25 protein-coding genes and 1 tRNA gene are annotated in these 22,954 nt (G+C 69.2%); 10 read left to right on the forward strand and 16 right to left on the reverse strand.

Annotated elements, in window-relative coordinates:
- Window positions 1-117 precede the first annotated feature (117 nt).
- The 5 genes from MUB56_RS22580 to MUB56_RS22600 are packed head-to-tail and all read left to right on the forward strand — an operon-like array spanning window position 118 to window position 5,288.
- Window positions 118-534 carry a hypothetical protein gene (locus MUB56_RS22580; RefSeq protein ID WP_244929258.1) on the forward strand — a complete coding sequence of 139 codons (417 nt, stop codon included), beginning with the start codon at window positions 118-120 and terminating at the stop codon, window positions 532-534.
- A complete protein-coding gene (locus MUB56_RS22585; protein ID WP_244929259.1) occupies window positions 531-2,027 on the forward strand; it encodes an ATP-binding protein in 1,497 nt (498 codons plus the stop codon). Before MUB56_RS22580 ends, MUB56_RS22585 begins: the two co-directional genes overlap by 4 nt.
- Window positions 2,024-3,103, forward strand: a complete 1,080-nt coding sequence (locus MUB56_RS22590; RefSeq protein ID WP_244929260.1) for an ArdC-like ssDNA-binding domain-containing protein — start codon at window positions 2,024-2,026, stop codon at window positions 3,101-3,103. The genes MUB56_RS22585 and MUB56_RS22590 overlap by 4 nt, the downstream gene beginning before the upstream one ends.
- Window positions 3,100-3,573, forward strand: a complete 474-nt coding sequence (locus tag MUB56_RS22595; RefSeq protein ID WP_244929261.1) for a hypothetical protein — start codon at window positions 3,100-3,102, stop codon at window positions 3,571-3,573. Before MUB56_RS22590 ends, MUB56_RS22595 begins: the two co-directional genes overlap by 4 nt.
- Window positions 3,573-5,288 (forward strand): TraM recognition domain-containing protein, encoded by a 1,716-nt coding sequence (locus MUB56_RS22600; protein ID WP_244929262.1) that lies wholly within the window; start codon window positions 3,573-3,575, stop codon window positions 5,286-5,288. Before MUB56_RS22595 ends, MUB56_RS22600 begins: the two co-directional genes overlap by 1 nt.
- 60 nt (window positions 5,289-5,348) lie before the next feature.
- On the opposite strand, the gene MUB56_RS22605 is transcribed toward MUB56_RS22600, so the two are convergent.
- The 6 genes from MUB56_RS22605 to MUB56_RS22630 all read right to left on the reverse strand — a co-directional run bounded on the left by MUB56_RS22605 (window position 5,349) and on the right by MUB56_RS22630 (window position 11,830).
- Window positions 5,349-6,704, reverse strand: coding sequence for an IS110 family transposase (locus MUB56_RS22605; RefSeq protein WP_244929263.1), 1,356 nt, complete (start codon window positions 6,702-6,704; stop codon window positions 5,349-5,351).
- Between the two features lie 226 nt (window positions 6,705-6,930).
- Window positions 6,931-7,254: a hypothetical protein gene (locus tag MUB56_RS22610; RefSeq protein WP_244929264.1), complete on the reverse strand. Its 324-nt coding sequence runs from the start codon at window positions 7,252-7,254 to the stop codon at window positions 6,931-6,933.
- A gap of 41 nt (window positions 7,255-7,295) precedes the next feature.
- Entirely contained in the window at window positions 7,296-8,003 is a 708-nt protein-coding gene (locus tag MUB56_RS22615; RefSeq protein ID WP_244929265.1) for a TatD family hydrolase, read from the reverse strand.
- Between the two features lie 19 nt (window positions 8,004-8,022).
- Window positions 8,023-9,321 (reverse strand): hypothetical protein, encoded by a 1,299-nt coding sequence (locus MUB56_RS22620; RefSeq protein ID WP_244929266.1) that lies wholly within the window; start codon window positions 9,319-9,321, stop codon window positions 8,023-8,025.
- Window positions 9,318-9,995, reverse strand: a complete 678-nt coding sequence (locus MUB56_RS22625; protein WP_244929267.1) for a hypothetical protein — start codon at window positions 9,993-9,995, stop codon at window positions 9,318-9,320. The genes MUB56_RS22620 and MUB56_RS22625 overlap by 4 nt, the downstream gene beginning before the upstream one ends.
- 104 nt (window positions 9,996-10,099) lie before the next feature.
- The gene (locus MUB56_RS22630; RefSeq protein WP_244929268.1) at window positions 10,100-11,830 is read right to left on the reverse strand and encodes a P-loop NTPase fold protein; all 1,731 of its coding nucleotides are present in this window, start codon (window positions 11,828-11,830) and stop codon (window positions 10,100-10,102) included.
- 170 nt (window positions 11,831-12,000) lie between these two features.
- Here MUB56_RS22630 and MUB56_RS22635 point away from each other — a divergent pair, with 170 nt between their 5' ends.
- The 5 genes from MUB56_RS22635 (at window position 12,001) to MUB56_RS22655 (ending at window position 15,582) form a co-directional block, all read left to right on the forward strand.
- Window positions 12,001-12,636 carry a hypothetical protein gene (locus tag MUB56_RS22635; RefSeq protein WP_244929269.1) on the forward strand — a complete coding sequence of 212 codons (636 nt, stop codon included), beginning with the start codon at window positions 12,001-12,003 and terminating at the stop codon, window positions 12,634-12,636.
- Window positions 12,637-12,882: 246 nt separating this feature from the next.
- A complete protein-coding gene (locus MUB56_RS22640) occupies window positions 12,883-13,299 on the forward strand; it encodes a single-stranded DNA-binding protein (RefSeq protein WP_244929270.1) in 417 nt (138 codons plus the stop codon).
- 12 nt (window positions 13,300-13,311) lie between these two features.
- The gene (locus MUB56_RS22645) at window positions 13,312-13,848 is read left to right on the forward strand and encodes a hypothetical protein (RefSeq protein ID WP_244929271.1); all 537 of its coding nucleotides are present in this window, start codon (window positions 13,312-13,314) and stop codon (window positions 13,846-13,848) included.
- Window positions 13,849-13,966: 118 nt separating this feature from the next.
- Entirely contained in the window at window positions 13,967-14,266 is a 300-nt protein-coding gene (locus MUB56_RS22650) for a hypothetical protein (RefSeq protein WP_244929272.1), read from the forward strand.
- Entirely contained in the window at window positions 14,263-15,582 is a 1,320-nt protein-coding gene (locus MUB56_RS22655) for a hypothetical protein (protein ID WP_244929273.1), read from the forward strand. The genes MUB56_RS22650 and MUB56_RS22655 overlap by 4 nt, the downstream gene beginning before the upstream one ends.
- A 440-nt stretch (window positions 15,583-16,022) precedes the next feature.
- Here the strand turns inward: MUB56_RS22655 and MUB56_RS22660 are convergent, their stop codons facing one another.
- The 10 genes from MUB56_RS22660 to MUB56_RS22705 all read right to left on the reverse strand — a co-directional run bounded on the left by MUB56_RS22660 (window position 16,023) and on the right by MUB56_RS22705 (window position 22,917).
- Window positions 16,023-17,318: a tyrosine-type recombinase/integrase gene (locus MUB56_RS22660; protein ID WP_244929274.1), complete on the reverse strand. Its 1,296-nt coding sequence runs from the start codon at window positions 17,316-17,318 to the stop codon at window positions 16,023-16,025.
- Complete coding sequence (locus MUB56_RS22665; RefSeq protein WP_244929275.1) at window positions 17,315-17,554, reverse strand: helix-turn-helix domain-containing protein; 240 nt, start codon at window positions 17,552-17,554, stop codon at window positions 17,315-17,317. The genes MUB56_RS22660 and MUB56_RS22665 overlap by 4 nt, the downstream gene beginning before the upstream one ends.
- Before the next feature lie 160 nt (window positions 17,555-17,714).
- A tRNA-Ala gene (locus tag MUB56_RS22670) sits at window positions 17,715-17,787 on the reverse strand.
- A 78-nt stretch (window positions 17,788-17,865) separates the two neighbouring features.
- Window positions 17,866-18,483 carry a histidine phosphatase family protein gene (locus MUB56_RS22675; protein WP_244929276.1) on the reverse strand — a complete coding sequence of 206 codons (618 nt, stop codon included), beginning with the start codon at window positions 18,481-18,483 and terminating at the stop codon, window positions 17,866-17,868.
- On the reverse strand, window positions 18,480-18,857 hold the full coding sequence (rsfS, locus tag MUB56_RS22680; protein ID WP_244929277.1) for a ribosome silencing factor: 378 nt from the start codon (window positions 18,855-18,857) through the stop codon (window positions 18,480-18,482). Before rsfS ends, MUB56_RS22675 begins: the two co-directional genes overlap by 4 nt.
- Before the next feature lie 70 nt (window positions 18,858-18,927).
- Complete coding sequence (gene nadD / locus MUB56_RS22685) at window positions 18,928-19,527, reverse strand: nicotinate-nucleotide adenylyltransferase (RefSeq protein ID WP_280637326.1); 600 nt, start codon at window positions 19,525-19,527, stop codon at window positions 18,928-18,930.
- 16 nt (window positions 19,528-19,543) lie between these two features.
- Window positions 19,544-19,702 (reverse strand): hypothetical protein, encoded by a 159-nt coding sequence (locus MUB56_RS22690; protein ID WP_244929279.1) that lies wholly within the window; start codon window positions 19,700-19,702, stop codon window positions 19,544-19,546.
- A 29-nt stretch (window positions 19,703-19,731) separates the two neighbouring features.
- Window positions 19,732-20,991 (reverse strand): glutamate-5-semialdehyde dehydrogenase, encoded by a 1,260-nt coding sequence (locus tag MUB56_RS22695; protein ID WP_244929280.1) that lies wholly within the window; start codon window positions 20,989-20,991, stop codon window positions 19,732-19,734.
- A 178-nt stretch (window positions 20,992-21,169) separates the two neighbouring features.
- On the reverse strand, window positions 21,170-22,123 hold the full coding sequence (locus tag MUB56_RS22700; protein ID WP_244929281.1) for an electron transfer flavoprotein subunit alpha/FixB family protein: 954 nt from the start codon (window positions 22,121-22,123) through the stop codon (window positions 21,170-21,172).
- Window positions 22,124-22,137: 14 nt separating this feature from the next.
- Complete coding sequence (locus MUB56_RS22705) at window positions 22,138-22,917, reverse strand: electron transfer flavoprotein subunit beta/FixA family protein (RefSeq protein WP_244929282.1); 780 nt, start codon at window positions 22,915-22,917, stop codon at window positions 22,138-22,140.
- Window positions 22,918-22,954: the final 37 nt, after the last annotated feature.

Raw genomic sequence — 22,954 nt, forward strand, 5'->3', positions numbered from 1 at the left:
CGGTCAGATCAGCCACGACCTCAGCGTAGGTCGACCGGCGCGTGGGGCCCGGTCGACACGGCGGAGCACCGCGCGCACCTCATCGATGAGCACGTACGTCGACCGAGGAGGACCCGCATGCCTACCTTCGACGACTCGGTGGTCGATGCCGACGAGGTCCGCGAAGCGGTCCGCGGACTGGCCCACGCGACGCGCCGCATCGAGGACCCCGCCGGGGTGTACGCCGTCCTCGGCTCGATCAGTTCCGCGCTGGCGTCGTTGACGCAGACGCTGCATCAACTGGGCAACGTCCACGACGCCCCCGCCCCGAACACGAGGCTGGTCGCCGGGGATCCGCACGCCGGCCGGGCCGCGTCGTACCGCGTCTCCTCCGAGCTCCACCGTGCGGCCGAGATGGTCCATCAGGCCGCGGAGGTGGTCGATCGGGCGCACGAGGTCGAGGCGACGATCGCCTACGGCGCCCACGACGCCCCCGTCGCACCACCTCCGGCTCCGGCTCCTCGGTCGGTTCGCGACCACGGGTTGTCACTATGACCCCGTGGCAGGACGGGCGCCTCCACTCCGCCGTCCTGGTCTCTCCCGGCCGAGAAGGCCGCAAGGACCGCAAGCTGCGCAAGGCCGCCGCGCGATCCATGGTGTCTCAGGACCGCGACGCGCGTCGTACCGAGGCGAAGCGCAAGGCCGACGAGCTCACGGCCGAACGTCGCTCGACGGTGCGGCTGCCGCGCGCAGGTGAACCCGGACCCGCGGCGCTGCGGACACCGGGCCGGTTCCGGCTCCCCCGCCACCAGGACACCTCGGCCACGCTCGCGGGCGCGTACCCGTTCCTGGCCGAGGGCGGCCTGGGCAGCGAAGGCGTCTTCGTCGGCCAGGACCTCTACTCCGGGAGTTCGTTCGTCTACGACCCCTGGGTGCTCTACGCCCGCGGTCTGATCACCGCCCCGAACCTCGTCCTGGCCGGCATCGTCGGCTCCGGCAAGTCGTGTCTGGCCAAGAGCCTCTACACAAGGTCGATCCCGTTCGGGCGCCGCGTTTACGTGCCCGGTGACCCGAAGGGCGAGCACACCGCCGTTGCCCAGGCCGTCGGTGGGCGCGCGATCGCGCTGGGTCACGGGATGGCGACCCGGCTGAACCCGCTCGACGATGGCCACCGGCCCTCCGGTTACGACGACGCGCAGTGGGCCGCCCAGGTCGCCTCCCGCCGACGCGACCTCGTCGGCGCCCTCGCCGAGACCGTCCTCGGCCGTCGACTCACCCCCGTGGAGCACACCGCCGTCGACCTCGCCATCGATCGCGCCGTCCGCGGCGCCGATGTACCCGTGCTGCCGATGGTCGTCGACCGGCTCCTCGCCCCCGAGACCCCAGACGACCCGGACGGCCGGCTCGCCGAGGACGGACGACTCGTCGGCCACGCTCTACGCCGTCTCGTCGCCGGCGACCTGGCCGGGCTGTTCGACGGGCCGTCCACGGTGACCTTCGACGCGACGCTGCCGATGATCTCCCTCGACCTGTCCCGCGTCACCGAGAACGCGACCCTGGTCTCGGTGCTGATGACGTGTGCCTCGGCGTGGATGGAGTCCGCGCTCCTCGACCCCGCCGGCGGCCAGCGGTGGGTCGTGTACGACGAGGCCTGGCGGCTCACGTCGCACCCCGCGCTGCTGCGTCGCATGGACGCGCACTGGCGCCTGGCCCGGCACTACGGGATCGCGAACATGCTGATCTTCCACAAGCTCTCCGACCTCGACAACGTCGGCGACTCCGGCTCCGCGATGCGAGCCCTCGCCTCCTCGCTCCTCGCGAACGCCGAGACCCGCATCGTCTACCGCCAAGAGTCCGACCAGCTCGGCCCCACCTCCGCCGCACTCGGGCTCACCGGCACCGAGCAGTCCCTCATCCCCACCCTCGGCACAGGCCAAGGGCTGTGGCGGATCAAGCACCGCTCCTTCGTCGTGCAACACCAGATGCACCCCGCCGAGCACGACCTCTTCGACACCACCGCCCGCATGCGAGGAGGCGACCCCCGATGACCACCCACGTCCGCGGCCGCACCGCACGCGAGGAGAAGCTCGCCGCACTCCACGACCAGCTCACCCACGCGGTCACAGCGCTCGTGACCGGTGAGGACTGGAAACGCGCGCTGACCTTCGCCGCGCAGTTCCGTTCCCGCAGCCTCAACAACACCATGCTGATCCACGCCCAGCACTACGCCGCCCACACCGAGGGCCGGGTGCCCGACCCGACCCCGACCTACGTCGCCGGCTTCCACCAATGGCTCTCCCTGGGCCGCCACGTGATGAAGGGCCAACAGGGGTACGGCATCCTCGCGCCCGTCACGGCCCGGTTCGCCTCGGCCACCCCCGCCGACGCCGGGTCCTGGCACCGCCTCGGCCGAGGCGAGAGACCCGGAGCCGGGGAGTCGGTGAAGTCGAAGCTCATCGGGCTGAAGCCCACCCACGTCTGGGATGTCTCCCAGACCGCCGGCGACCCCGTCCCCGTGCTCCCCCGCCCCGTTCTGCTCCAGGGGCAGGCACCGGCCGGGCTGTGGGACGGACTCGCCGACCAGATCACCGCCCGCGGCTACGAACTCCGCCTGGTCTCCTCCGCCACGGCGATCGGTGGCGCCAACGGCCCGACCGACTTCCTCACCCGCGAGGTCTCGATCCGCATGGACATCGACGACGCCGCCCAGACCAAGACCCTCGCCCACGAACTCGGCCACGTCCTCCTCCACGCACCCCGAGACCGAACCCTGGACGCCGAAGCGGCAGCCGACGCCACCCTGCACCGCGGGATCGCCGAGGTCGAAGCCGAGTCCGTCGCCCTCATGGTCGGCGCCGCCCACGGCCTCGACACCACCTCCTACACCGTCCCCTACGTCTCCACCTGGGCCGCGAGCGTCCCCAACAAGACCCCCGCCGAGGTCGTCCAGTCCACCGCCGAACGGGTCCGCAGCACCGCGATCGGGATCCTCGACCGACTCGACACAACTCAGGTCGGCGACGGCACCCCACCCGGGCTCGACCGCGACACCCTCGGCCGGCGGTCGGCTGCCCCGACGCTGCCCTCGGGCGTGCGACGCGGCGACCCGGTGCTCGGGTCATGAGGATCCCCGTCGTCCTGGCCACCGCCCACGTCGAGGTCGGCGGGGACGGACAGTTGCTCGTCGACGTCGACGGGGAACCCTTCGCCGCCGACAGACACCTGGACCGGGACGATCTGTCGACCGTACTCGACCAGATCACCACCACCCTCGGCACCGCCGTACGGGTCGAGGTCCACGAGCACGACGGCACCACGTACGCCGACATCGCCACCCCACCCGACCCCGACCACGCCGCCGACGTCCCGGAACCGGTCCAACCGGTCGAGCCCGTACCCATGCCCGGCCTGACCGGCGCCGGCTTCCAACCCGGCGAGGAAGTCGCCATCGCCTACGTCGTCGCCCGCTACACCGCCGACGCCAACGGGCGCGCACACCTCCAGCTTCCACCGGTCCTCGCCGCCGCGAACCGGAACCGGCTCGTCCTGCTCGGCATGACCTCCCAGATCACCACGGCCATGGAACCACGCTGATGGGCCCGCGAAGCCACTCGGTCGACAACGACCTCACCAACGCCGCCCTCATCGCCCTCTGCGCAGCAGCTGGGACAACGCTCCTGTTGTGGGCGGCGGGCTCCATCACCGCCTTCGCCGCCGGCACACAACAACCCGACGCCGGCCCGACCTCAAGCCTGCGGGTGCTCGCTCAGCCCGGCTCGCCGGGGGTCGCGCTCGCGGCTCACGATCTCCCCACACCCGCCTACTGGGCCGTCGTACTCCTCCTCGTCGGCGTCTTCGCGACAGCCGCGTGGGGCACGTGGCTCCTCGTCGCGCGCGCTCGACACCGCGCCGCCCACGACCCCCGCCGGATCCGCGGCACGGCCACCGTCCGCGACATCGACGCCGTCGCCTCCGAGAAGGCCCTGCTACGCCGGGCCGGCACCCTGCGTCCCTCCCTGGCCCGCCCCCGAGCAGCCGACGTCGGCTACCTCCTCGGCACCAGCCGCGGACGCGGGATCTGGGCCTCGGTCGAAGACTCGATCCTCGTCATCGGCCCACCCCGGTCCGGCAAGGGACTCCACCTCGTCATCAACGCGATCCTCGACGCACCCGGCGCCGTCGTGACCACCTCGACCCGCCCGGACAACCTCGCCGCCACTATCCGGAGTCGGCAGAAGCTCGGGCCGGTCGCGGTCTTCGATCCCCAACGCCTCACCGCCGGCATCGACGAAGTACACAACGCCGGGGTGCGCTGGTCACCGATCCGCGGCTGCGAGAACCCGCTGACCGCGATGATCCGCGCCACCGGGCTCGCCTCCTCCACCGGACTGTCGACCGGCGGCACCGACTCCGGCGGCTTCTGGGAAGGACGCGCCCGCGCCGCGCTCCAATCGCTCCTGCACGCCGCCGCCCTCGACCAGCTACCGACCCGGGTCCTGTTCGAGTGGTCCCTGTCGGCGAACGCGGCCATGGACGCCGTCGGCATCCTCGCCAGCCAAGCCGGAGCCGCACCAGGCTGGGCCGACTCCCTCCAAGGAATGATCGAGTCCGACCCCCGCACCCGGGACTCGATCTGGATGGCCGTCTCCCAAGCCATGGCCTGCCTCGCCGACCCTCAGGTCCTCGACGCCGTCAGCCCTGAGCCCGGTGAGGAGTTCGACCCGACCCGGTTCCTCACCGACAACGGCGCCCTCTACCTGCTCGCCACCGGCGCCGGTGCCGGCGCCGCTTGGCCGCTCGTCGCCGCCTTCCTCGAAGACCTCACCGAAACCGCACGCCACCTCGCAGCCTCAGCCCCCGGAACACGTCTCGACCCCCCGCTCCTGCTCGCGCTCGACGAGATCGGCAATCTCGCTCCACTGCCCTCCCTGCCGGTACTCATGGCAGAGGGAGGCGGCACCGGGATCACGACCATGCCGGTCCTTCAGTCACTGGCGCAGGCCCGCAACAAGTGGGGCGAGCACGCCGCCAGCACCATCTGGGACGCCTCCATCGTCAAGGTCATCCTCGGCGGCGCCTCCGCCTCAAAGGACCTCCAAGAACTCTCCCTCCTCGTCGGAGAACGCGACGAACCCACCGACACCGTCACGATCAGCGAGCACGGCGCGAAATCCATCCAACGATCCACACGGCAGCGGCCGATCATGCCGCCCGAACGTATCCGCATGCTCCCGTTCGGCACCGGTCTCGTCCTGCTCCGCAGCGCTCCACCCATCGTGGCAGGACTTCGCCGCTGGGCCGCGCGGTAGCCACCTTCGCGCACCGTCCGACCCCGACCTCGGGCACTGCACACCGGCTCCCTTCTGTTGTCAACCGGCCGGTCTGAGGGTGTCGCCGCGTTGGGTCTTCCGGGCTGGACTGGTCGGGCGTAGCGTCGGTTTCGCGGGTCCGGGAAGTGGCTGATCCGAAGTGTCGATGTGCGGGGGCAGGTCGACCGCGCTGGATTCTTGAGTCGCCCCGCAGTGCCCTCCCGGACCCGTGCCAGCTTCGGTGACTGCTGCGAGGTCGGCGTCCGCGAGGAGCTGTCGGTAGATCGCATCGGAGATCCTGCGCTTGAGACATCGCAGGGCTTCGAGGGGCTTCTTGCCCTCGGCTCGCTTTCGGCGGTAGTAGGTGCGGCCCTCGGTGTCGAGACGGAGCTGAGTGACGGCGGCGATGTGGATCATGTGGTTCATCCGTCGGTTCCCGGCACGCGAGAGCCGGTGGCGGTTCTGCTCGCCGGAGGACGCGTCGAGTGGTGCGGTACCGGTCCAGGACGCGAACCGGTTGCGGTCGGCGAACCGGGTCACGTCGCCGACGTCGGCGAGCACGCGGGCCGCGACCACTGGGCCGACGCCGTGGATGTCCATCAGCCGTGACTCGCGGGCGAGGACGATGGTCTTCAGCTCGGCGGTGGCCTTCTTGATCTTGGCCTCGACCGCGATCAGCTCCGCGAGTTCGTCGGCGGCGATCCGGCGGCGGGTCTTCCCAGCGATGTCCCGTGGGCGGACAGAGGCGAGCATGGCCTTGGCCTGTCCGGTAGTGATGTCGCGTTTGGCCTGGCCGGGCAGGAGTTCGGCCAGCAGCGCCTGGAGCCGGTCGACGGTCTGGACCCGCCGCCGGGTCAGCGCTTCGCGGCGGTCGGTGAGCATCCGCAGCGCCTCGAGCTCACCGTCGACGTGAAGGACTCGCAGGGTATTGGTGCGGACCGCGACGATCGCGATGGAGTGGGCATCGCGGGCGTCGGTCTTGCGGTTGTGCCCGGTGTCGAAGAGCCTGACCCGGGCAGCAAGCTTGGCCGGCACGTCAACGACCTGCTCACCGGCTTCCAGGAGCCGTTGCGCCAGCGGGCGCCCGACACCATTGGCGCCTTCAACTGCCCAGATCCGGTCGGGCCAGCTGTTCGCGTACGCCCGCATCGCGGTGTAGCCGGCCTGGTCGGTGGTGAAGCGGCCTGAGCCGAGAAGCTTCTCGTGCTGGTCGACGACCTCGATCGTGGCCGACAACTTGTGGGGGTCGACCCCGATGATCACGTGCTCTGCTTGCTGTCCCATGTGCTGCTCCCGCCTGTTGCTCGTTCCGTGGTGGACGGCGAGGTGGGCATTGCTACTACGAGCAGGGCAGTCCCTTCTTGAGCCACGCCTCGTCAGCGGTGCCCGGCGGGCTGCAGACCGATAGCGAGCCACACCCGGTAGCCGGGTGGGCAGCCCAATAGAGAGCGAACCCGCCGGGCACCTGGACCGAGTCTGGCCAGACATCGATCCTGCCGGGAGTCTCTAGTAGCCCAGAATGACGCAGTTGCTCCGGCTCTGCGGATGCGGGACTGCGAACTTGTCGCCAAGCCACGATGTAGTTGGTCCTGCGTTTGATGGGCTCAGCACATCGGATTGCTACACCTCGTAGGAACTCGAGTCACTGGTCGGTGATCGGGGCCTGCTGGAGGGCTTCCAGCACATGACCCGGTGTCACCTGCTTGTCGCGCAGTTGCTCATAGCCCGCGATCACTTGGTCTGGATCTAGGCCCGCCGCCTTGGCCTTCTTACGCAACTCCGCGACCTCAATCTCGTCCTCCAAGGCTTCCTTCGCAGCGATGGCGTCTTCGTGCCGCAGTCTCTTGGCTGCTTCCTGCTGCCCGCGCTGCCACATGTACCAGCCGCCGCCCGTGGCTCCGATTGCACCGCCGATGAGTGCTCCGGCGGCGGCAAAAAACAGGAGAGGTGAACTTGAGTTCGGCATTGTTCTTCCTTTCGAGATTGTGACGCGACGTCTGAGCTGAGTCAGAGGCCGGCTGCGCGACGCAGAGCTTCGAGGTTGGTTCTGGCCAGCCTTCGGGCATCGGTTTGGTGAATGTCCGCGATGATTCGTTCGATGGCCTGGACGTCACCTGGTTTGGAGGCTTGGGTTTTGCGGCGGGAACTGGGGAAGTCGGTTTCGGTGAGGAGTCGCTCTACTGGCATGTGGGCGATGGTTTCGGCGGGCATCGCAGCGTTGACGGAGAAGTAGCAGCCGAGCGTGGCGGCCTGGTCGATCTCGTCAGGGGTGCCGTTGAACCAGTGGAGAATGGCGCCGGGGTGGGGTTGTTCGGTGAGTGCCTCGAGGACGTCTTTGGCGCGTCCGGTGCTGTGGATCGAGATCAGGACGGTCCGGTTGGTGCAGGCGGTGAGGATGCTGTCGAACACTTCGCGCTGTCGGGTGCGGTCGCCGCGGCGGTCCATGCCGACTTCGCCGACGAGGGTGAAGTAGTTAAGGGCCCGAGTGAAGGTTCCGGCGTTGTAGGCGTCGAGCGCGTCGGGCCTGCCGGGGTGGACGCCGAGTCCCCAGGTGAGGCTGGTGTCTTTGCGGCGGGCGACGAGGCGGGCTTCGTCGATGCTGCGGGTGACGGCGAAGACGTGGGCGTTGCCGAGTGCATTGACTTGTGCGGGTGTGACGTCGGGAGCGACGTGTGCGTGGGTGTCGAGCATCGGCGGGTTCGTCGGCGGGTTCACAGCCCCAGCATCCTGGTTGTCATCTGGGGACACCGAACAGTTCCTTTCGGCCTCGCTGGACGAGGTTGAGTGCGGCGGTGAGGTCGTAGCCAGGTGGCCATGAGGCGGACGCGATGAGGTCGTCCTCAGTGATGCTGCGCTTTTCTGCGAGTTCGAGTGCCCACAGGTCGTCGTGCCTGCGCTTGCGGTACGCCTTGAGGACGGTCTTCTTGAGGCGGTTGACGAGGTAGTCGGTGGGGTCGCTGACCCCGGCTCCGTCGTAGGAGCCACGCCGGACTAGGCATGCGTAGCAGAGACCGCAGTTGATGTTGGGGTCGCCGCCGAGGGCCTTCTTCATGCGCCCGGAGTCCAACTTGGCACAGGAAAGGGTGTGCTTGGTGATGTCGAGGAAACCAGCGGGTGCGGTGGCGAGGGTCTGCTTGAGCAGTTCGCCCTTGGTGAGGTTCAGGTAAGGGTTGGTGACCTCGACGCTGATGCCGGTCTCGGTGAGGATCTGATTCACGAGGTGGAAGGTCCACGGATGGGTGGACTTGGTGGACAGGGCGCCACCGCGGGAGGCGACCAGTGGCACGTTGAGGCTGGTGTAGCCGTTCTCCGGGACGATGACGGTGGGTGCGTTCACACCGTCGGCGGCAGCGATCGCCATCGCCATGAAGAGAAACGACCTCGTGCGAGTGGTGTTCTCCTGTTTGCGGTCGCGGGGACGCAGTTCGTCGCGCAGCCAGGTGAACTCGGGCACTTGTTCGGTCAGCCATGCATTGATGGAGCGTTGGGCGTGCTTGACTGAGGTGGCGGAGTCGCGGTGACCGACGTGCACTCGGTCCTTCGCGGTGGCCAGATGGTCGACTGCGCCACAGAGCGAGTCGAGCCCGCCGGAGAGGAGCATCGCGGACGTGGCGGACTGGTGCGGCGCCGTGATCGCCGGATCGGCTGTGGGTGTGTGTTTGCCGATCGGCACCGAGTGCAGGGTCCATTCGTCGCCGCTGATCCACGCGAGCAGGTCGGTGACAGTCTCCCCTGCACGGCCGGTCCACACCTTGGGGTCGTGGACGTGCACGGTCATGGCCAGTTGGCGTCCGAAGGTTGCAGGGCGTCGGGTGCGGAGGTCGGCGACGTAAGCCACTGCGGCGATGTGGAGGAGGTCGGCGGCGGCGGCGCTTACGTCTCCATAGCTGGTGAGGTCCCACTCCAGTGCGGTGCGGACGGCGCTTCCTTGGCCCTTCGCAGGCCACCAGAGCCGCTGCACGCCGGTGGAGGTGGGGAGAGTGATGGCCTCGTCGGGTGCGAGGAGTTCAAAGTGTCGCGTCCGGTCAGTCATCCGATTGCCTTCCGCAGGAACCCCAGCGCCTTATCGCGGTACTCAGCGACCTTGTTCATCAGTGCCTTCACGCCGATACGGGGGCCGTCGGTGACGCCGCTGTACTTGGCGGTTCCCCGGATGTACTGCTTGAGGTCCTTCTCGTGCTTGAGGACCTGGTCGGGGGTGAGTTTGAGCGACGCCTTGTGTGAGGTCAGCTCGACGAGGGCGGTTTGGTAGATGTAGGCGGACATGAACGCGGTGATGGAATCTTCGGTGCTTCGAGTGGGGTCGTAGCTGAGTTCCTTGAGCGCCTCAAGGGCGGCACGCCGCAACACTTCTTCGTCGGGTGACCCGGGCGCGCCCAGCACCTTGTCGAGGATGTAATTGCAGCGGTCGTTGATCGACATGTCACGCATGTCTTCGAGCCGTATGCCGACGCCGAGAGCATCAAGGTCGGTCTGACTCCCTGTGAGCGCTGCATGCCCTGCGTAGACCGCAGCGCCGCCGCGGGCGGCGTTCGAGGACGACATCCCGCCACCGGAGCGACGACTGCGACCACTGCTAGGTGATCCGTCGGCCCCAGTCCGTCGACCGAGGAGCACACCAGGGTCGTAGTCGTAGGTCGTGGGCGTGCGGGGCACCGGGAATAGACGGTTCACCGCATTGGCGATCTGCTGCACCGTGGTCGCCACTTGCGTCGGTGTCGCCGGTCCCGATGCCGGGAGGGCACTCACCGCCTCGTGTGCGTCACCCCAGGACTGCGAACCGCTGCCTCCGTAAGCCCCGGACGTGCCCATCAGGCACCGACTCCGGCTCGCGCATCGGCCTGTTCCTGCGCGGTCGCGCGGACGCCGGACGACACCTGCTGGTTGGTGGCGAGGTCTTGGAGGAGTTGGTCGACCGCACCTCCGGGCACCTGCGAGATCTCGAAGACGTCGATCACCGCGATCCTCGTGAGACCGTAGCGACGCAACCACCCACACACCTCGGCCGCCAGCAACGGGTCTCCGATGGCGATGCGGCACGCGGACTCGATGGAGTAGGACGGGTTGTCGATCGCGACGAGGCGACTGAAGAGGCGCTCCACAATGACGCGCCGAACAGCCGCCTCAGCGGCCAGGACCTGCTCGACGGCGCCCATGCGAGTGGCTTCGGACGCGTGGGCCAGCTCAGCGAGGAGCGCGAGCTCAGCATCGGTGAGACCGGAGCCAGCGCTAAACGAAGTGAACGATGCCGCAAGGTTCACGTACCGGTCGAACTGGTCCATCGCCGCTGCGATCGAGGGATCCGATCCGGCCCAGAATCTGGAGGCGCCAGAAACATCGTCGGGCTTCTCGGCGTGCTCATCTCCCCTGCCCCAGGCCTCCCATGCGCTGACGAACGCCGTCCGGTCGTTGGGGTCGACCTGCTGGAGGGCCTCGAAGTCCTCCGGGAACCGCTGCTCCAGGAGATACAACTTGAGCGACACGTCCGGCTTGATGGTGACCTCGCGGGCGTTCGCGATGGCCTCACGCACACCCCAAGCGTTGAGAAAACGCTTGATCGCTCGCGGGCTCGACCACTGGTCACCACTCAGTCCGCGCGCCACCAGGGCGGCCATACGCCGGTCGGCCACGTCAGGACGGTGGGCGGCTTCCGGGTAGTCGCCGTCGTGGAGCAGCGGGTACTGGCGCTCGCGACGCCGCTCGGCGGTGTGCAAGACGAGTGCCTTGAACGCGGGCTGGGTATCGTTGGCCTCACAGCGCTTCTGGCAGAGCAGGAGCGTCACGAAGTCCTCGGTCGTCTCCGGAGTGAGCCGCGGCAGCGAGACCGGCAACTGGACGATCTTCTCCAGGTAGCGGTCGGCGAACTCACTTCGGCCGCCCGCGTGGATGTCCTGAGCGATGGCCCACCGGATCATGTCCTCCTCGGCGGCGAGAATGAACGCCATCTTCGGCACCGCAAGAAACACCTTGATCGCTTCGAGGGACGCGACCACCGACGCGGGCTTACAACGATCGAGGTCATCGACAAGCACAACGACCTTGTCGATGTCCTTCGCGCTGTCCATCATCTTGTCGAACTCGTCACGGAAGCCCGCCATGTTGGTGGGCTGCTCCTTCGGGTCAGGCGTGAAAGCCTTGATGATGGCGAGTGGATCAGCCGACATCGTGATGGCGCTCTTGGCGATCGTGGCCCCTACGCGCTTCCAAGCGATACGCGTCAACAGGTCGCCGACCTTCTCGGCGAAGCAGGCCGGACGCTGAGTGCGCAATTCGGTGAGCAGGTGACTGATCAGGGTGGCGCGTACGTCGTCGCTATCCTCGAACTCCCACGGATCGACCCGAACGACCAGGACACGCTCGTTGGCTTCGAACCGCTCTGCGAGCATGTCGAGCGCAGACGACTTGCCGCCACCCCACGGTGACTGCAAGGCGACGGTGACCGGGTCGAGATCCTTGGCGAGGAGTGCTGCGGCGACCGCGTCGACGACGGTGTCAATTCCGAGAAGATCAGTGACTGTGGGATTGTCGTCCCACAGCCTCATGCTTTCTGTCATGTTCCCCCGCTTGCTAGCCGAAGCCGGTCACGAGCTGCCCCGGACCCAGGCCCCACGCCTGATCCATCTCGTAGGGCCCGAAGATACGGGTCGCCACCGACACTTTCCCGGAAAGTCGGCAGGATCGTGTCGGGTGAGCTTCTAGCTAGGGTGGCGACGTGGGATCAGAGGATAACGTTGCGGATCGTCTTGCCGGTGATGCGCTAGGGACGCTTGTCCCAGGTGCCAACACGATCGGCGAGAAGGCAGCGGGCTTGGTTCGTCGAGAGTGGGCTCGGCTCACATCACGGGCCCTGAAAGTTGCCGAGGAGCGCTCGGGCCTGACACGCGAGGAGTTCGCGGATTGGGTCGAGACGGAGCCTCGGGCCGTTCCGCTCTACATGAAAGTCTTGTGGGCTGCAGGGATGAACGGTCATGACGCCACTCTCCGCGCGATGGGTGCCGTGCTTGGTGAGGCCGCCAGCGCGACCGCGCGAAAGGACGAGGAGGGTTTCACCCGCGCTGAGTTGGCACTGCAAGCGATGACCGATCTCGGCCCTCTGCATTTCAGGGTGCTGGCTGTGCTCGCTGACAGCGTCGTCGTAACCCAGCAAGACGGCGGCGACAACCTTGGACAATTTGTGGCGGATTATGTGGCTACGAAAGCGGCAATGTCGGAGGTCGTGGTTGAGCACTGCCTGTTGAACCTGGCGAACAGTGGACTGACCACGCTGACCTCCGTCTTTGGAGCCAACGCCTATCCCCTTACGGACCTCGGGCGCGCGGTCCTGAGGGCCGCCGAAGAGGTCGTTTGATCCGCGGTGGCCAGGAGCACGAGCCGACCTGGGTTTCCGCACATACGTCGAGCTGTGCAGTTCACCTCGATTGTGGACGCCGGTCATGCCGCGAGTCGCGCGTGGGCCACCCGCGTCTTTCCCCCGCCTTTGCCGCGTCTCGCCCATCGGAATCAGTTGCTGTCTGATCGAAGGAGCGGCCCTGGGGGAGCACCTACCTGGTGAACGCAGCCCTGAATCGGGGTTGCTCGCCGGGAGGAGCCGCTGATGTCCATTCCGACCCAGATGAGCCTGGTCGGGTTCGTCGCCTCGTCGCCTGAGTTGTACTTCACCAACGCCGGCGCCGAGCGCTGTCGTCTCCGGGTGGGTGTGGAGCAGTGGCGCAAGGAGGTCGACGGGAGCTTCACCAAGCTCGACCCGACCTTCCACGACATGGTCGCGTTCGAGAACACCGCACGGGAGATCTACGCACGGTTCCGCCGCGGTGACTCGTTCGTGGCCAGCGGTCACATCCACGAGTACGAGGCCGAGCGCACCGGTCAGATCCGCGAGGAGTTCGTCGCCCGCAAGATCGGCCACAACGTCACCCAGACCGCCTACGAGGTCCAACGCCACCGCCTCGACCCAGCCACACCGACACCGCTGCCGCCCAGCGAGCAACAGCGACCCGCGGTCGGTCTCTGACCAGCGCCCGTCGTGGACACCCACTCGCGGTACGACGAGTCCCCCGACCCGTTCGCGCCCGCCGGGCCCCTTCGTGAGGACCTGCCGGCGCCGATCAACTGGAACCTCCTCACCGGCGAGGAGGCTGACTACGAGTGGCATGACCTCGACCGGTGGGTGAGGTGGTTGAAGGACAGCCACGGACTCCCGCCCTCCGTCGTGCCGCCGTTCTACTACCTCCACGACGAGCTGGTCTGGGAGCTCTCGGCCCTGCACACGCATTGGCTCAGCTGCTACCACCCGACTGCCTCACCCTCCGCGCCGATCTCCTGGCGGCGCGACTTCGACGACGCCCGACGCCGGCTGCGCGACTGGGTCGCGCTCTGCGGCACTCGGCTCGACCGGGACCGACCGACCCGGATCACCGCCTGGCCAGACGAGACCCCGCTCCCCCAGGCTCCAGAGGTCGAGATCCCGGACCGGGACCGGCACTTCGAGGACTTCGTCCGCGCCGACGTCCTGCGCCGTCAACGCATCGAAACGCTGACCACCGGCTCGCCTCCGGAGTGATCCAGAGGAGCCCTGTGGCCCCGGTTCGCGGCCCCGTCTCCACAACCGCGTGACAGACACCGGCCCGACCGGGCGGAGCCCGCGACCCTCGAAGCAACGCTCACGGAAGGAACCGATCGTGCTTCTCCCCCACGCCCGCACCCTCACCCGGGCGAGATCGTGCCTGGCCGCGCTCGCCGATCAGGCGCCCTCGATCGACGCCTCCTCGGCCTACGAGCACGTGCTCATCGAGCTGGACCGCCTCCACGCCGACGACTGCCCCGCCATCGACCCCGACGACGTCCCCGCCGACCCGGCCCTGCTGATTGCCCACGCCACGTCGGCAATCGAGAACCTCCACCAGCACGGCGTCGATGCCCTGAGTGTCGAGCTCGTCCTGGCGATGCTCGTCGACGCCGCGTCCCTGGACAGGACGTGATGTACGCCGAGACCGGCGCCGCGATGCGCCACGAACTCGCGGCCCTACTGCGCCAGCACCGGGTCCAGCAGCAGTTGGGCGGGCCAACCCGGGAGGCCCGCGTCGAGCTCGGGAATCTCATCCGCGAGTACCGCCAGAGCGTCCTCGTCTGGATGAACCAGGCCATGCACGCCGCTCGGCCGGTCGTGTTCTCCAACCTGCCGCCGGCGGACCCGAACCCCTTCCGCTCCGTCGGGTCCTCGGGGCCCCTGACAGCGGCGGCCGAGCTCGCCCGCACGGTCCACCTCGCCACCCAGCACTCGACGGCCCACCTCGCGACGAGCGAGGCACTCGCGACCCCGCACCCCAACGCGATGGTCGAGCACTGGCGCCGGGCCGCCCGGGCCGCGGCCCTCGCCGAGCACGACACCGCACCCGAGGTCGCCGTCGCCATGACGACCGCCCAGGCCCAGGCCCTGGTCGGCGACATCGCCGCCCTGACCCAGGCCCTGGTCGTGCTCGACCGGCGCTACACGAGAGTGCCCGGCTGGGAGCCCCTGGCCGAGAGCCCACGCCTGGGCTGGGCCTCCCTCGCGGCCGCGCTTGACGTGGGCCTCCGCCAACCCGACTACACCGTCGACCACCTGGGCTGGCGGCCCAAGACGAAGGTCATCACCGGCCCGGCCCGACCCGGGATCCTGGGCGTGCTGCAGGCCGAGCACAACCTGGTGATCCGGATGCGGGCCCGACCCTCGGTGCCCAACCTGCGCCTGGTCGTGGACTCCCAACGACTCCTCACCCACCACCTGGGCCCGTTCGCCGCCCGCATCGATCCGCGCCTGACCGGCGCGTGGGCGGACCGGGCCGCGACCTACACCCTGCTCCAGCGCCAGCTCCGCGAGATCAGCAGCCTCATCGGCAACGGCGGCCTGGCCGCCGCCGAAGGCGCCCACGCCGTCGCCCGGGTCCGCGCGCTGCCCGCGGACACGATCATCGAGCCCCGCGTCCTCGCCGGACTCCAACTCCTGTTCCACCGCCTCGACCACCGGATCGCGGACGTCATCGAACACGGCATCCAGCGCAGCACCTTCGTCCAACGCGTCACCCTGCCCCGCCTGGTCGAGGGCAGCGGGGACCTCGTCCAGCCGGTCCGCGAACGATTCGTCCCGATCACGGCCGGCATCGACCTCGCCGTGGTCCGCACCGTGCGGGAACGACTACGCCCCGCCGCCACCGCCCGAGCCGAGGCCACCCCCGGCCCGTCCCGCGTCGACCTGCACTTCGCCGTGATCCATCGGCCTCTCCAACGGCGGTCCAATGACTTCCCCTACGCCTGACAGCATCTGTCCGCAACCGCGATAGCTACGGGCCGGATCGGAGAACAAGCGTCGGCCGAGCACCGCGGGTCGCCGCGTCGTAAGCTCCGGCCGGAAGCGATCTGGGAGTGCTGGGAAGGGAGACCGGCACCACGCGTTGCTCGGAGCACTCCTCGTCGAGACGGGACCAACTTGGCGCCGCGATCAGGACTCTGACCCAGCCGCCGAGAGAGCAGAGTTTCCGCCACCGAGCACGAACGGCGCGTGGAAGCACTGCGGCGGCGGCGAACCTCGACCCTGCTCTTGCTGGACCGTGCACCGGACCACCCGACGCGGGTCTCGATGCGCGTTCATGTCCCGCAGGACTCCCCCGATGACCCTGGAGTTCCAGCCTCGTTCGGGCTGGCCAATGGTCACAACGCATCGACCGCGGCCCGCTCTCGCCGCTGCGCACCGGTGTGTCACGCCTCGCCCTGCTCGTCATCAGCATCCCGGTCTCCGAGGGGATCGATGCGCTCCAACATCTCCTCTTCATCGTCGCTTCCGGTCCTGCCCAGCAGGGATCCGTCCGGATCGACGGGCCGGAACGCGGTCTCGAGCGTGTTCGAGGCGACGAAGTCGATGGCCCGCTCGGGTTCGATGTAGTGACCCTCGGTGACGGCGGTGGAGGTGTGACCCAGGTGGGCCGCCGCTGCCTCGACGCTCAATCCCCGCGCGAGGACGGTGGCCCCGGTACGCCGGTACCACCGCGGCGTGATCCCGGAGTCCGCCAGGCCGGCGAGTGTCACGAACTCGCGGAACGTGCGGCGGAAGTTGTGGAGGCTGAGCGGCGCACCACTCCGGTTGTGGAAGATGGTCCACTGCCGCTGATCGGGCTGCAGCATCTTCACGCGAACTCGGATGATGTCGGCGGCGAAGTTGGGGACAGGGAGCATCCGCACCGAGGCGTCCGTCTTCGGGTGGTCCTGGCGAAAGGACCCGTCGCCCTTGCGGTACACCACCGTGCCGCGAACGGCGATGACCATGCCCTTGCGGCCGTCGAAGACGTCACAGCCACGCAGCGCCAGGACCTCGCCCGGGCGGACCGAGGTACCCAGCATCACCTCACACGCATCACGAACCTGACCGTCCGGTTTCGGCCCCATCACTCCGGGCCCGGTTCGCCACTCCGCCGCGGCCTTCCGGATCGCCTGGACCTGCTCCAAGCTCATCGCCTGGACGCGACCCTTCGGCTTGGCGAGCGGCGAGGTCCCCTCGACGGGGTTTCGAGACAGCGCGTCCTTGCGGAGGGCGTAGCCGAAGAGCTGGTTCAGCACCGTGCGGGAGTGCTTCGCCCGCGAATAGGACACCGCGGCCTCTGCCTTCAGGAAGGTCTCGACCCGTGCTGTCGTGACCTCGGCGAGACTGAAGTGCTCGAAGTAGGGACGCACGTGCAGTCGCAGGTCGTCGCGGTAGTTGTCCTTCGTGCCCTCACCGATCGTGCGCGTCTCCAGGTCGCTCAACCACTGATCGGCCAGTGCGGTGAAGCTGCTCTCGATCCCCAGGGTGCCCCCGCTCCCGAATCCGCGGCGGCCGGCGAGGCGGCGCTTCAACTCCGCCTCGGCAAGCCGTTCGGTTCGGTCGGTCGCGCGGACCCGGCGCAGCCGGCCGTCCAGGTCTCGGTGACGGGTGGAGGCGCAGAACCGGCCCGTGGCCAGTTTGGTGACCGTGATCGTCCCGAAGGTGCCGATGGCAGTCCGGGGGCGACCGCCCCTCATCCCCGCTCCCGGCGCGGGTGGCGGTGTGCGTCGTCGGTTTCCAGGCTCGCGAGCCAGGCCTCCACCTCGGCACGCCGGAAGCGCAGCTGACGTCCGATCCTGAACCCCCGAGGGCCACGTCCCTTGCTGCGCAGGTCGTACAGGGTCTTCACCGGCACGCTGAGCTCGTCGGCGAGCTGGGCGAGGGTGACGACTGAGGTGGTCTGGTCCGGAGCGGCGTCGCGGGAGGTCTCCATGCCGGTGAGGTGCGCGGAGCGGGCCGCAGTCGGTCGCAACGGACCGAGATGTTGTCGCGCGGACTCGACCGGCCGAGGCGAACTGGACAGTAAATGGACACAAGCCATGAGCTTGCCCTTTCAAACGGGCTCGCCCATGGCCTGTGACCTGCACTTTCGGTGGAGCTGAGGGGACTCGAACCCCTGACCCTCTGCATGCCATGCAGATGCGCTACCAGCTGCGCCACAGCCCCATCTCGTTGCTCCCGTGGTGGCGAGCGACCTGCGGAATATTAGCCAACCCCGATCGCGGATGCGAAATCGGGGGTGCCTCAGCGCGGCGCGACCCGGTTGTAGGCCCGCAGCCGCAGCGGCGCGCCCGCGTCGTGCTGGTCGAGCTCGACCCATCCGCAGTTGTCGAGCCCGTGCAGGGAGCTGCGCCGGGCGGCCTGCCAGCCGAGCAGTGCCGGCACCGCGTCGCGGATCGCCGCGCCGTGCGAGACGGCCACGGCGGTCTCCCCCGGGGCGAGGGTGACGAGCAGCTCGCCGAGCGCGGCGCTCATCCGGTCCGCGACCTCGCCCGCACGCTCGCCGCCCGGTACGACGTCGAAGTCGCCGAGCCGGAACTCCGCGAACTCCTCCGGCGCGAGAGCGGCGTACTCGTCGTGCGTGAGGCCCTGCCGCTCGGCGAGGTAGTACTCCCGCAGCCGGGCGTCGTACGTCGGGTCCAGGCCGGTCTCCTTGGCGACGTACGCCGCCGTGTCGCGCGCCCGGACGCTGTCGGAGGACCACAGGACGACCGGCGCCAGCTCCGCGATCAGCGGAGCGACCTCGGCGGCCTGGCGGCGGCCGGTGTCGTCGAGCTCGGCGTCGAGCTGGCCCTGCACCCTGCGCGCCTTGTTCCAGGCGGTCTGCCCGTGACGCAGCAGGACGAGGCGCCGGGCCGTCACCGCTCGTGGGCGACGACGTCGGCCGGCAGCGAGATGGTCGGGCAGTCGCGCCACAGCCGCTCGAGGGCGTAGAACTCGCGCTCCTCCTCGTGCTGGACGTGCACGACGATCTCGCCGTAGTCGATGAGGACCCAGCGGCCGTCACGCTCGCCCTCGCGGCGGATCGGCTTCGCGCCGATCTCGCGGAGCTTGTCCTCGACCGCGTCGACGATCGCCTTGACCTGCCGGTCGTTGCTGGCCGAGGCGAGCAGGAAGGCGTCGGTGATGGCCAGCTGCTCGCTGACGTCGAACGCGACGATCTTGGTGGCGAGCTTGTCGGAGGCGGCGCGCGCGGCCGCGGTCACCAGCTCCTGGGCGTGCTCGGTGGCAGTCATGCGGGGTCCCTGCGGAATCGCGGGACGGAGGAGCGAAGCGGGGGAATCCCGCAATTTCGTGGGGTGCTCACTAAGAGTCCTTCGGATAGAGGTGGTGCTTGTTGACGTACTGGACGACGCCGTCGGGGACGAGGTACCAGACCGGCTCGCCGCGCTGGCTGCGCGCCCGGCAGTCGGTCGACGAGATCGCCAGGGCGGGGATCTCGACCACCGTCACCCGGTTGGCCGGGAGGGCCGAGAGCATCGCGTCGTCCATGGTGTACCCGGGCCGGGTGCACCCCACGAACTGGGCGAGCTCGAAGAGCTCGTCGGGGTTGCGCCAGGTGAAGATCTCGGTGAGCGCGTCGGCGCCGGTGATGAAGTAGAGCTCCGCGTCCGGCATCGCGGCCTTCAGGTCGCGCAGCGTGTCGCGGGTGTACGTCGGACCGTCGCGGTCGATGTCGACGCGCGAGACCGTGAACCGCGGGTTGGCGGCGGTCGCGATGACCGTCATCAGGTAGCGGTGCTCGGCCGGCGAGACGTGCCGGTCCGACTTCTGCCACGGGTCGCCCGTGGGGACGAACACCACCTCGTCGAGGTCGAACCAGGACTGGACCTCGGAGGCGGCCACCAGGTGGCCGTGGTGGATGGGGTCGAAGGTGCCGCCCATGACCCCGACGCGGCGGGGCACGGGGGCGGCGGCGACCTCAGCTGTGCTCGCGGCCCGCTCCGAATGCGATCAGGGCGAAGACCAGGGCGAACAGGATCCCGAGCGTGAGCGCGCCGATGCCCCAGGCCAGGAGCTGGTTGACCTCGTGGTGGGTCTCCTCGGCGGCGAGCACGGCGGTCGTGAGAGTGCTGAGCATGGGCTGAGCCTACCGTCCGCCTCGGACGGTCAGCGCACCTGCCCGTCCCCGGTCACGACGTACTTGGTCGAGGTCATCTCCGGCAGTCCCATCGGGCCGCGCGCGTGCAGCTTCTGGGTGCTGATGCCGATCTCCGCGCCGAAGCCGAACTCGCCCCCGTCGGTGAACCGGGTCGAGGCGTTGACCAGCACCGCCGCGGAGTCGACGGCGGCCGTGAAGCGCCGGGCCGCGCGCTGGTCCTCGGTCACGATCGCCTCGGTGTGCTGGCTCGAGAAGCGCCGGATGTGCTCGATCGCGGCGTCCACCGAGGCGACGACGGCCGCGGAGATGTCGAGCGAGAGGTACTCCGTCGCGTAGTCGTCCTCGGTCGCCGGCACGACCCCGTCGTACGACGCGAATGCCTCGTCGCCGTGGATCGTCACGCCGGCCTCCTGGAGGGCCGCGACGACCCGCGGGAGGAACGCGCCGGCGATGTCGGCGTGCACGAGCAGCGACTCGGCGGCGTTGCAGACGCTGGTGCGGTGGGTCTTGGCGTTCAGGACGATCGCGAGCGCCTTGTCGAGATCAGCCGCCGCGTCGACGTACACGTGGCAGTTGCCGACCCCGGTCTCGATCACCGGCACCGTCGACTCCTCGACCACGCTGCGGATCAGGCCCGCTCCCCCGCGCGGGATCAGCACGTCGACGTGCCCGCGCGCCCGCATCAGCTCCTTGACGCTGTCGTGGGTGTCGCCGGGGACCAGCTGCACCACGTCGGCCTCCAGACCGGCCGCCGCCACGGCGTCGCGGAGTACGGCGACGATCGCGGCGTTGCTGGACCGGGCGCTGGAGCTGCCGCGCAGCAGCACCGCGTTGCCGGACTTCAGGCAGATGCCCGCGGCGTCGGCCGTGACGTTGGGCCGGGCCTCGTAGATCATCCCGACGACCCCGAACGGCACCCGCACCTGGCGCAGCTCCAGGCCGTTGGCCAGGGTGCTGCCCCGGACCACCTCGCCGACCGGATCGGGCAGGCCGGCGACGTCGCGCAGCCCCTGGGCCATGCCCTCGAGTCGCTCGGGCGTGAGCCGCAGCCGGTCGACGATGTTGGGCGGCGTGCCGCCGGACTCGGCCCGCTCGACGTCCTCGGCGTTGGCCGCCAGCAGCTCGGCGGACCGGGCCAGCAGCGCCTCGGCCATGCCGTGCAGGGCTGTGTCCTTCTGGGCGCGGGTCGCCAGGGCGAGGCCGTGGCTGGCGGCGCGGGCGCGGGCCGCGACCTGGAGGACGTCGTGCTGGGGGTCGTGCGAGGTCATGCCTCCAGCGTAGTGAAGCGCAAGTCCCGCCTGCCGTCCGGGGACGACAGGCGGGCCTGGGGATGCGGGGTGGACGCGCTGGTCACGTCAGCGGGTCTCGACACGCGGGTCACGGCTTCGCAAGCTCAGCCGTGCCGCTCGCTCGACCACCATCGACGAGTCCGCTGACGCGTCCTCGTCAGCCCTTGCGCTTGTTGATCTCCTCGGTGGCGGCCGGGAGGACCGCGTGCAGGTCACCGACGACGCCGAAGTCGACGAGCTCGAACATCGGCGCCTCCTCGTCCTTGTTGACCGCGACGATGGTCTTCGAGGTCTGCATGCCCGCGCGGTGCTGGATCGCACCCGAGATGCCGTTGGCGACGTAGAGCTGCGGCGAGACCACCTTGCCGGTCTGGCCGACCTGGAAGCTGTGCGGCATCCAGCCCGAGTCGACGGCGGCACGCGAGGCACCGACCGCGGCGCCCAGCGCGTCGGCCAGGCCCTCGATCGGCTCGAAGTTGCCGCCGGTGCCCCGACCGCCGGAGACCACGATCGCGGCCTCGGTCAGCTCGGGACGACCGGTCGCCTTGCGCGGCTGCTGGGCCACGATCTGCGCGGTCTTCGCACCGTCGGAGATGGTCGCTGCGAACTCCTCGACGGTGCCCGCGGCGCCCACCTCCTCCACCGGGGCGGAGTTCGGCTTGACCGTGATCAGCGGCGTGCCCTTGGTGACCTTGCCGGTCACCGTGTAGTTGCCGGCGAACACGCTCTGCGTGACCAGGCCGCTCGCGTCGATGTCGACGGCGTCGGTGATCAGGCCGGAGGACACCTTGATCGCCAGGCGGGCGGCGACCTCCTTGCCCTCGTAGCCGGAGACGAAGAGCACGGCGGCCGGCGACGTCTTCTCGACCAGCTGCTGCAGGGCCTCGGCCTTGGGGGCCACCAGGTAGCCCTTGATCTGCGCGTCGTCGACGACGTAGACCTTCTCGGCACCGAACTGGCCGAGCTTGGCCGCGACCTCGGCACCCTTGTCGGGAGAGCCGAAGAACACCGCGGACGCCTCGCCGAGACGGCGGGCCAGGGTGAGCAGCTCGTAGGTGGGCTTGCGGATCGCGCCGTCGACGTGGTCGACGACCACCAGAACTTCAGACATGTCTCTCCCCGACCTCAGATGAACTTCTTCGACACGAGGAAGTCGACCAGGGCCGTGGCGCCCGACCCGTCCTCGTCCTTGACGATCTCGCCGGCCGTGCGCGGCGGGCGGGCCGAGGTCTCCTCGACCGCGGTCCAGGCCGCGTCCAGGCCGACCTCGCCGGCGTCGACGCCGATGTCGGACAGGGACCAGGTCTCCAGCGGCTTCTTCTTCGCCGCCATGATCCCCTTGAACGACGGGTAGCGAGCCTCGCCGGTCTGGTCGGTCACGGAGAGGACCAGCGGCAGGGTGCCGCCGATGACCTCGGTCGCGGTGTCGGAGTCACGCTTCACGCGGACCTGGTCGCCCTGGGTCTCGACGACCGAGGCGTAGGTGACCTGCGGAAGGCCGAGCCGCTCGGCGAGCATCGCCGGCAGCACACCGCCCGAGGCATCCGTCGAGGCCATGCCGCACATGACCAGGTCGACCTTCTTCTCCGCACCGGCCTTCTCGACGGCCTTGGCCAGCACCAGCGAGGTGCCGACGTAGTCGGAGCCCGCGATCGCGTCGTCGATCACGTGGATGCCCTGGTCGGCACCCATCTGGAGTGCCTTGCGCACCGCGTCGAGACCCTTCTCCGGCCCCACGCAGAGCGCGGTCACGGTGGTGTCGTCGCCGGCCTTCTCCTTCAGCTGGAGCGCCTGCTCCACGGCGTATTCGTCGAGCTCGGACAGCAGCCCGTCGACACCTACTCGGTCAACGGTGTTGTCCGACTCGAACTGCCGGTCGGCAGTGGCGTCGGGCACGTACTTCACACAGACAACAATGTTCATGGCGATGGCCGCGAAGGCC

Origin of the sequence: Nocardioides sp. W7, assembly GCF_022919075.1 — a bacterium.
Lineage (GTDB): Bacteria > Actinomycetota > Actinomycetes > Propionibacteriales > Nocardioidaceae > Nocardioides.